The 7295-nt window shown below is 55.8% G+C and carries 8 protein-coding genes and 1 pseudogene; 5 read left to right on the forward strand and 4 right to left on the reverse strand.

All coding sequences use genetic code 11. The features are described from left to right. Positions 1-41: 41 nt before the first annotated feature. A complete protein-coding gene (locus tag WBC85_RS01045) occupies positions 42-1136 on the forward strand; it encodes a PA0069 family radical SAM protein (protein ID WP_424432832.1) in 1095 nt (364 codons plus the stop codon). Here WBC85_RS01045 and WBC85_RS01050 read toward each other — a convergent pair. The 4 genes from WBC85_RS01050 to WBC85_RS01065 all read right to left on the reverse strand — a co-directional run bounded on the left by WBC85_RS01050 (position 1118) and on the right by WBC85_RS01065 (position 4874). Beyond that, positions 1118-1501 carry a YbaN family protein gene (locus tag WBC85_RS01050; protein WP_424432833.1) on the reverse strand — a complete coding sequence of 128 codons (384 nt, stop codon included), beginning with the start codon at positions 1499-1501 and terminating at the stop codon, positions 1118-1120. The genes WBC85_RS01045 and WBC85_RS01050 overlap by 19 nt on opposite strands. Continuing rightward, entirely contained in the window at positions 1502-2518 is a 1017-nt protein-coding gene (gene bmt, locus WBC85_RS01055; RefSeq protein WP_424432834.1) for a betaine--homocysteine S-methyltransferase, read from the reverse strand. It abuts the gene before it with no gap. A gap of 81 nt (positions 2519-2599) precedes the next feature. After that, positions 2600-4447 (reverse strand): phosphatidylglycerol lysyltransferase domain-containing protein, encoded by a 1848-nt coding sequence (locus WBC85_RS01060; RefSeq protein ID WP_424432835.1) that lies wholly within the window; start codon positions 4445-4447, stop codon positions 2600-2602. 112 nt (positions 4448-4559) lie between these two features. Beyond that, positions 4560-4874, reverse strand: coding sequence for a DUF1476 domain-containing protein (locus WBC85_RS01065; protein WP_424432836.1), 315 nt, complete (start codon positions 4872-4874; stop codon positions 4560-4562). Positions 4875-5080: 206 nt separating this feature from the next. Between WBC85_RS01065 and purC the strand changes: the two genes are divergently transcribed. From purC to WBC85_RS01085, 4 genes and pseudogenes are all read left to right on the forward strand, one after another. Next, the gene (gene purC / locus WBC85_RS01070) at positions 5081-5842 is read left to right on the forward strand and encodes a phosphoribosylaminoimidazolesuccinocarboxamide synthase (RefSeq protein ID WP_424432837.1); all 762 of its coding nucleotides are present in this window, start codon (positions 5081-5083) and stop codon (positions 5840-5842) included. A gap of 20 nt (positions 5843-5862) precedes the next feature. Then, positions 5863-6093 (forward strand): phosphoribosylformylglycinamidine synthase subunit PurS, encoded by a 231-nt coding sequence (gene purS, locus WBC85_RS01075; protein WP_424432838.1) that lies wholly within the window; start codon positions 5863-5865, stop codon positions 6091-6093. 4 nt (positions 6094-6097) lie between these two features. After that, positions 6098-7141, forward strand: a complete 1044-nt coding sequence (locus tag WBC85_RS01080) for a zinc-dependent alcohol dehydrogenase family protein (RefSeq protein ID WP_424432839.1) — start codon at positions 6098-6100, stop codon at positions 7139-7141. A 32-nt stretch (positions 7142-7173) separates the two neighbouring features. After that, a pseudogene (locus tag WBC85_RS01085) lies at positions 7174-7295 on the forward strand (phosphoribosylformylglycinamidine synthase subunit PurQ); the annotation flags it as partial.

The raw sequence follows: 7295 nt of genomic DNA on the forward strand, positions 1-7295 counted from the left end.
TATGAACAATTGTGAATGTTCCTGTAATGTTCTAAATAGGTATGATGTTTGAAACATGCGCAAAAACCGACATTCAGGCCGAGCGCCGCAAAGGACGCGGCGCAATAAGCAATGAAAGCGGGCGTTTTGAAGCCTTTTCGCGCATCGAAATAGCAGACGACTGGGACATTCCGGAAGAGCGCGCAAAGTTCCGGACCGAAGTGCGTCTGGAAACCGCGCGCAGCCTGATTAGCTACAATCGCTCGCCCGATTTACCTTTTGATCGCTCGATTAATCCCTATCGCGGGTGCGAGCATGGGTGCATTTACTGTTTCGCACGTCCCAGCCATGCATATCTCGGGCTTTCTGCGGGGCTGGATTTTGAAACCCGCCTTGTTGCGAAACCCAACGCTCCCGAGCTTTTAGAGCAGGAGTTGCGCGCAGATCGCTACAAGGTTGCGCCAATTGCTATTGGCACCAATACAGATCCCTACCAGCCGATTGAAAAGACACATGAAATCACGCGGGCTTGTTTAAAAGTGTTAGCGCGCTTTCAACATCCGGTTGCCATTGTGACCAAAGGCACTTTGATCGAGCGGGACATTGATATTCTGGAGCCAATGGCCGCCAAAGGTTTGGTGCGGGTCGGAATATCTCTGACGTCGCTGGATGCCCGGCTTGCCCGCAAGATGGAGCCCCGCGTGCCGTCACCGACGCGAAAGTTGCAAACAATCGCGCGCCTGACCGAGGCGAGGATTCCTGTGCGCGTCATGGCATCGCCCATTGTGCCTGCGCTCAACGATCCCGAACTGGAACACATTCTGGGGGCAGGCAAAAATGCGGGTGCGCAAACGGCAAGTTGGATCATGCTGCGGCTTCCACGTGAAGTTTCGCCGATCTTCAAGGATTGGCTGCACGAACACTATCCAGATCGCAGTGCAAGGGTGATGGCGCGCTTGCGTGAAATGCATGGCGGTCAGGACTATGATGCGCGATGGCATCATCGTATGCGCGGTTCGGGCGTTTATGCCGAGCTGATTGCCCAACGCTTCAGGCGCGCCTGCCGTGCTTTGGAACTGGATGAGCGCGCGCCGCCGCTGCGCTGTGATCTGTTCGGGGTCCCGTTACGACGCGGCGATCAGATGTCGTTGTTTTGAGTGGCAAAGTCGGGCACCGAAGGGCGCGACAAAACATAAGCCGCGCCAAGCGTTATACCGATCACTTGAGCAATTAGGACGGTACGGGGCGCCTGCGCATAAATGCTGAATGCAAGTACCGCGAACATCATGGAACAGGCGAGCCATTTAACGCGGCGTGGTATCACGCCGTGTGCCTCCCATTGTGCGATCATGCCGCCAAATAATTTGGAGCGAAGCAGCCACGCATGCAGGCGCGGGCTGGATTTACCAAATGCAAAGGCGGCAAGGATCACAAAAGGCGTGGTCGGCAAAACGGGTAGAACGACGCCAAGCGCAGCAAGCACAAGCGCCATGGCCCCCAAGGCGAACCAAACCATGCGCATTTAGCTGGTGCGCTTTCGGCGCCGTGTCTGGCGTGGGCCAGGCGTGTTGGCTTCGGTTCCATCACCTTCGGATGAAAACGGGCCCAAAGCGGCGACAATCATATCAAGCGTAGGCGCGCTGGATTTTTCACTTGCTTCCAGGCTGGCCCGCATGGCGCGCAGGTGCTCTGGCATGGTGCCACAGCAACCGCCGATAATCGTGGCACCGCAATCGCGCGCAAGGCGGGCGTAGTGGCCCATCAACTCGGGTGTACCATCGTAGTGAATATGGCCGTCCACATATTTCGGAATGCCAGCGTTGCCCTTCGCAATGATCGGAATTTCGGGCCCTTGGGCTGCAAAGCCAAGCACAGTGCGCAATAAATCGGATGCACCGGTTCCGCAGTTGGCCCCAAAGCCCAGAGGGGGGTGTTCCAGCGCGTCGATCATTTTCACCATCGCAGCACTTGTTGTGCCCATCATTGTGCGCCCGGCTGTGTCAAAGCTCATCGTTCCGACCCATGGCATTTGCGCAAGGCCAAAGGCTTCCGCGGCTGCGCGGTATTCTTCTGGCGCAGAAATGGTTTCAAGCCAGAGCACATCCGCGCCACCTGCTTTCAGACCCTCGGCCTGCTCATGGAAAATTTCGACCGCATCTGCATGGCTTAGAGAACCGACAGGTTGCATAATATCGCCTGTTGGTCCAACCGAACCAGCCACGATAATATCGCGATCCGTCGCATCGGCGACCTCGCGACCGATCTCTGCGGCGATGCGCGAAAGTTCATGGGCGCGATTTTGGGCATTATGCAGTTTCAAACGCGAGGCATTGCCACCAAAGGAATTGGTCAAGAACAGATCGCTACCGGCATCTACGGCGCTTTGATAAAGTGCTTTGATCTTTTCGGGGTGCTGTTCGTTCCAAAGCTCTGGCGCATCACCAGACATGAGTCCCATGTTGAAAAGATTGGTGCCTGTGGCCCCGTCGGCCAATATCCAGTCGCGAGTTGCGAGCATTTTTGAAAGCGCGTTCGTCATGATTAAATCCTGCAATTTTCGCCTCTGTGCCACGCGCGCAGGGGTGAAGCAAACTCATAATGGTCATAATGATGATGAAACCTATCGCGCCCGTAATGCCCGGGTCCTTGATCGCAATGGGGGCGGATCTTGCACCTCTTGCCAGATATCCCAAAGTCCCAGCCAGAGAGCAGCGCGATTGGGTGCTGCTGCATAAAGCGCGTACCATTGCGGCGCGAAGCTTCGTTTGAATTGCTCTAGCCCTGCCGTGTTGGGCGATTTTAAAAAACTGAGTTTGTCGATGATTTGGATCAACGGCGCGCGGGTACAGGACGCTGACGCCAATGAGAAAGAGGCGCATTCTTGCGCTTTCGCCGCTTCGATCGCGTGCCAGACCAGCGCATGCATTGTCCCGCTGGGAACATTTGCATCGCTACGCATCAGGTCCAGGGCCCAGGCGTCGGAACTTGCATGGCAGGTGATAAATGCAATCAGTCTGCCGTCGTTGTATGCGCCAAAAATCGCTTGCTGCTTAACGTATTCCAACTCAAAACGGCCCATGGAAAAGCCACGCGCTGCGCCATTGCCAGATTGCCATTGCGCATCGATCGCTTTGAGTTCGTCGAGCGGCAGATCATTGGGATACAATCGCGCGATGCTTACGTTTGCTTTCGCAGCGGCGCGCAGCTTTCGACGTAGACTGCGTCGGCTCGGGGTGTTCAGATCGCTTTGAGTTAGATCAAGCATGGCGTCCTGTGCGATGCGCGCAACGTAAAGGCCATGCGCGCGAAATTTCGCAGCTTGCCGGGCGCTGCATTTGTAAAAGAGCGGGACAGTTGCGTTAAGGCGTGCGGCGGCGGTAAGCGCGGCAAGGCTGGCGCTGGTGCTTGCTGCTGGATCAAAGATCGCGCTGGTCGTTTGGCTGGTGCGCGCGATTGCGCAGATCATTGTGCCGTTATTTGCGATCAACGGCGTTCCTGTTTGTAGCGCCGCAGGCGTTTCTGGGTGCAATCCGCGCGCGAGCGATATCATTGGCCGCTTGGCCTGCCGTGCGGGTAGAGGGCGAATAAGGTAGAGCATCGCAATGCAGGCGGGCAGCGCGAAGTAGATAAGTCTGAACGCGATGAGGCCAGCCAGTAGATCATTCACGCTATGACTGTGGAGCGCCCAAAGGAAGGTTACCTCGAACGGGCCGAGACCACCTGGCGTATTGCCGAGCAGGGCTGTGCCAAGGCAGGCCAGATAGATCGGAAAGAGGAAGCTGAAGGGCATCGCAGCCGCGCTTGGCAGCAAGATCCATAAAGCAAGGGCCGCGAACCCGGTGTCCAAGGCGGCGTAAAGCATAAGCGAAACGATTGCGCGCAGACTGGGCAAGCGCAATCGGCGCCCTGCAATTGTCAGGTAGCGTTTCAAGACCGAATAGAGAACGAAACACAGGGCAGAAAAAAGGCTCGCCTGGAAAACCAATGGGGGAAGGGGCAAAGAATGCGACGCCAAAAGCCCTGTGAGCGCAAAGATCATCAGCCATGCGCCCAGAAAACTGAAAGACACCAGCGCAGTCACCGATCCTGCAGCGACGATGCTTTGCCCGGGAAGCGAGCGCCAGCGCGCTAATGTGCCTGTAATCAATCCAAAGCCAAGCGTTTGGGAGAGGGCCACGGCTGCTGCGCCGCTCGCCTGCGCGCTTTGCGCACCAACGCCAGTGCCCAAAACACGGTGGATGATGACATCATAGCGCCCGAGAGAGGCAAAGCTGGCGGTTGTTGCCAACAGCGCAATTGACCACTGAGACGCGGTAATGCCACGCCAAGCAATCCCAACTTGCCCCCAATCCAGCGCATCCAGAAACGGACGGGCGGCAAGAATGCAAAGCGGAAAGACAATACAAAGCGCGGCGAGTTGCGTGAGCGCTTTGCGATGAAAAGGAAGGTCAGGGAGAGATGAAGACATAGCAATGCTCTAACGCATGCAGTCTTATCAATCGCTTAACGGATCAAATTTGACAAAAAAGCCCCGCCAGAACCTATCTGGCAGGGCTTTCATCACTATCAGCGCGCGTGAATTACACTTCGGACATGATCTGGCCCTTGGCCACGGCCATCAGTTCAGCCATTTTTGCGCGAATTTCATCCGGGTTCGATTTATCACCGAGATCGGCAGCGACTTTGCGCACAACGTCCTCGTGGCCCGCTTCCTCAAAATCGGCTTTGACCACTTCTTTGGCATATTCTGCGGCTTCGTCTGCCGATTTGCCCATCAGTTCTGCGGCCCAAAGACCAAGTAACTTGTTGCGCCGCGCGTCTGCTTTGAATTGCATGTCAGCGTCATGGGCGAATTTTGCTTCGAAGGCGTTCTCGCGGTCGTCAAAGGTGCTCATTTTAGATCACTATCCTCAAGTGTTGATGGGTTTGTACTGAATATGCGACGCTGCGCACTGCGCTGCAAGGGCCAAGCGGCAACGGAACGCATCAAAGTGCTTGCACTCAACCTTGCCCCGAGGTGGTTGTTGCCCTAAGAGGGCCGCAGAATGCGCATCGGGCAGAGTCGCCCCATGTGTGTCACGCTGCAAAGAAAGTCACTGCCATGGCGCGCGGAAAAAAGATTTATGAAGGTAAGGCCAAGACCCTCTATGAAGGTCCGGAGCCGGGAACGATTATCCAATATTTTAAGGATGATGCGACCGCCTTTAATGCTGAAAAGAAAGCAATCATCGACGGGAAAGGTGTGCTCAACAACCTGCTGTCCGAGTATTTCATGCTGGGTTTGGGCAGCATCGGCGTGCCCACGCATTTCTTGAAGCGCCTGAACATGCGCGAGCAACTGGTGCGCTCGTGCGAGATTGTTCCGTTGGAGATCATCGTGCGTAACTATGCCGCTGGCACAATGTCCAAGCGTCTTGGGATTGAAGAGGGTACGCAATTGCCGCGCCCGATCATCGAATACTGCCTGAAAGACGACAAACTGGGTGATCCGCTGGTTTCCGAAGAACATATCGCGGCCTTTGGTTGGGCGTCCCAGCAGGACATGGATGATATCCTCAGCCTTGCGCTGCGTGTAAATGATTTTCTTGCAGGCGTCATGTACGGCGTTGGCATCAAACTGGTTGATTTCAAAATCGAAGTTGGCCGCGTTTATGATGGCGACTTCCAACGTCTTGTTGTCGCGGATGAAATCAGCCCCGATAGCTGCCGTTTGTGGGATATCGAGACGGGTCAAAAGCTGGACAAGGATGTGTTCCGCCGCGATCTTGGGTCGCTCACTGATGCGTATACCGAAGTTGCAAAGCGTTTGGGCGTTATGCCCAAGAACCAGCAACCTATCACCAAACCAACCCTGATTAACTAAGCGCCAAGAAGGACTTGCCGATGAAAGCTCGTGTACATGTCATGTTGAAAAACGGTGTGTTGGATCCTCAAGGCGAAGCGGTTCGCCATGCGTTGGGTGCGCTTGGATTTGACGGTGTCGAGGGCGTCCGTCAGGGCAAGGTGATCGAGCTGGAGTTGGCCGACGGAACCAGCGAAGCGCAAGTAAGCGAGATGTGTGAAAAGCTGCTCGCCAACACTGTAATCGAATCCTACACAGTCGAGCTAAGCTAAGCTGATGCGCGCCGCGCAGATCACGCAATGGCGCGCGCCACTTACTATTGTAGATCTGCCTGACCCGACGCCGGATTCTGGCGAGGTAATTGTCAAGGTTTTGGCCTGCGGCGTATGTCGCTCAGACTGGCACGCTTGGGTCGGCGCGGATCCTGATGTGTCCTTGCCGCATGTACCGGGACATGAGTTTTGCGGCGAAATTGTTGCGCTTGGCAAAAACGTAACCCGTTGGCGGGTCGGTGAGCGGGTCATTGCTCCGTTTATTCTAGCCTGTGGCAGTTGCTCGGATTGCGCTGCTGGAAACCAAACGATTTGTGCATCACAAGCGGTGCCCGGCTTTACCCGCCAAGGGGCCTTTGCCGAATTGATTGCTGTGCCTTTCGCGGATGCCAATTTAACGGTTCTGCCGGATAGTTTGTCGCCTGCGTTGGCTGCTGGACTTGGCTGCCGCGTTACAACCGCTTGGCATGCGCTTACAGGGCGCGCGGCATTGCAAGCAGGCGAATGGCTTGCGATTTTTGGCGGGGGTGGCATCGGAATTTCAGCGCTTTTGCTTGGCCATGCCTTGGGCGCACGGGTGATTGTCGTTGATATCGCGCCAGAAAAACTGGCCTATGCAAAGAAACTGGGCGCCGATGCCGTTATCGACGCATCTACGTGCGATGCTCCGCAAGCTATTCGCGAAATAACAGCGGGCGGCGCGGATGTCGCGATTGAAGCGCTTGGTATTCAGGCAACGACTGTCGGGGCACTGACGTCGCTGCGAAAACTAGGCCGGATGGTTCAAGTTGGGATGCCCGCAGGCGATCATGCAACGATGCAACTGCCTATGGATACTCTATATTCTGGCCAGTTGGCGGTCTTTGGTACGCGCGGTATGCCCAGCTGGCGCTATCCCAGCCTATTGAGCTTGATCGAGAGCGGGCGGGTCGACGTATCGCCGCTGGTGACGCGCACTATTGCGCTTGGCCAAGCAACGGCCGAACTTGCTGCGTTTGATGCTATTGCGCCTCCCGGCGTGGCTGTTATTACCGATTTTACCCGCTGACTTCACTGACTGAGCGTTTGAAGGATACGACAATGAAAGCTGCTGTAATTACCTTTCCGGGGTCTAACTGTGATCGCGATCTGGCGGTTGGCCTGCAAATGGCTGGTGCACATGTGACGCGGGTTTGGCACAAAGATACTGCGCTGCCCGAAGG

The sequence above is a fragment of the Planktotalea sp. genome (assembly GCF_049680325.1).
Classification (GTDB): Bacteria; Pseudomonadota; Alphaproteobacteria; order Rhodobacterales; family Rhodobacteraceae; genus Planktotalea.

Excerpts from the sequence above, each read along its gene's own strand:
- WBC85_RS01065 (WP_424432836.1), bottom strand. The coding sequence starts at position 4,874 with ATGAGCACCTTTGACGACCGCGAGAACGCCTTCGAAGCAAAATTCGCC.
- purS (WP_424432838.1), top strand. The coding sequence starts at position 5,863 with ATGAAAGCTCGTGTACATGTCATGTTGAAAAACGGTGTGTTGGATCCT.
- WBC85_RS01045 (WP_424432832.1), top strand. The coding sequence starts at position 42 with ATGATGTTTGAAACATGCGCAAAAACCGACATTCAGGCCGAGCGCCGC.
- WBC85_RS01080 (WP_424432839.1), top strand. The coding sequence starts at position 6,098 with ATGCGCGCCGCGCAGATCACGCAATGGCGCGCGCCACTTACTATTGTA.
- purC (WP_424432837.1), top strand. The coding sequence starts at position 5,081 with ATGGCGCGCGGAAAAAAGATTTATGAAGGTAAGGCCAAGACCCTCTAT.
- WBC85_RS01050 (WP_424432833.1), bottom strand. The coding sequence starts at position 1,501 with ATGCGCATGGTTTGGTTCGCCTTGGGGGCCATGGCGCTTGTGCTTGCT.
- bmt (WP_424432834.1), bottom strand. The coding sequence starts at position 2,518 with ATGACGAACGCGCTTTCAAAAATGCTCGCAACTCGCGACTGGATATTG.
- WBC85_RS01060 (WP_424432835.1), bottom strand. The coding sequence starts at position 4,447 with ATGTCTTCATCTCTCCCTGACCTTCCTTTTCATCGCAAAGCGCTCACG.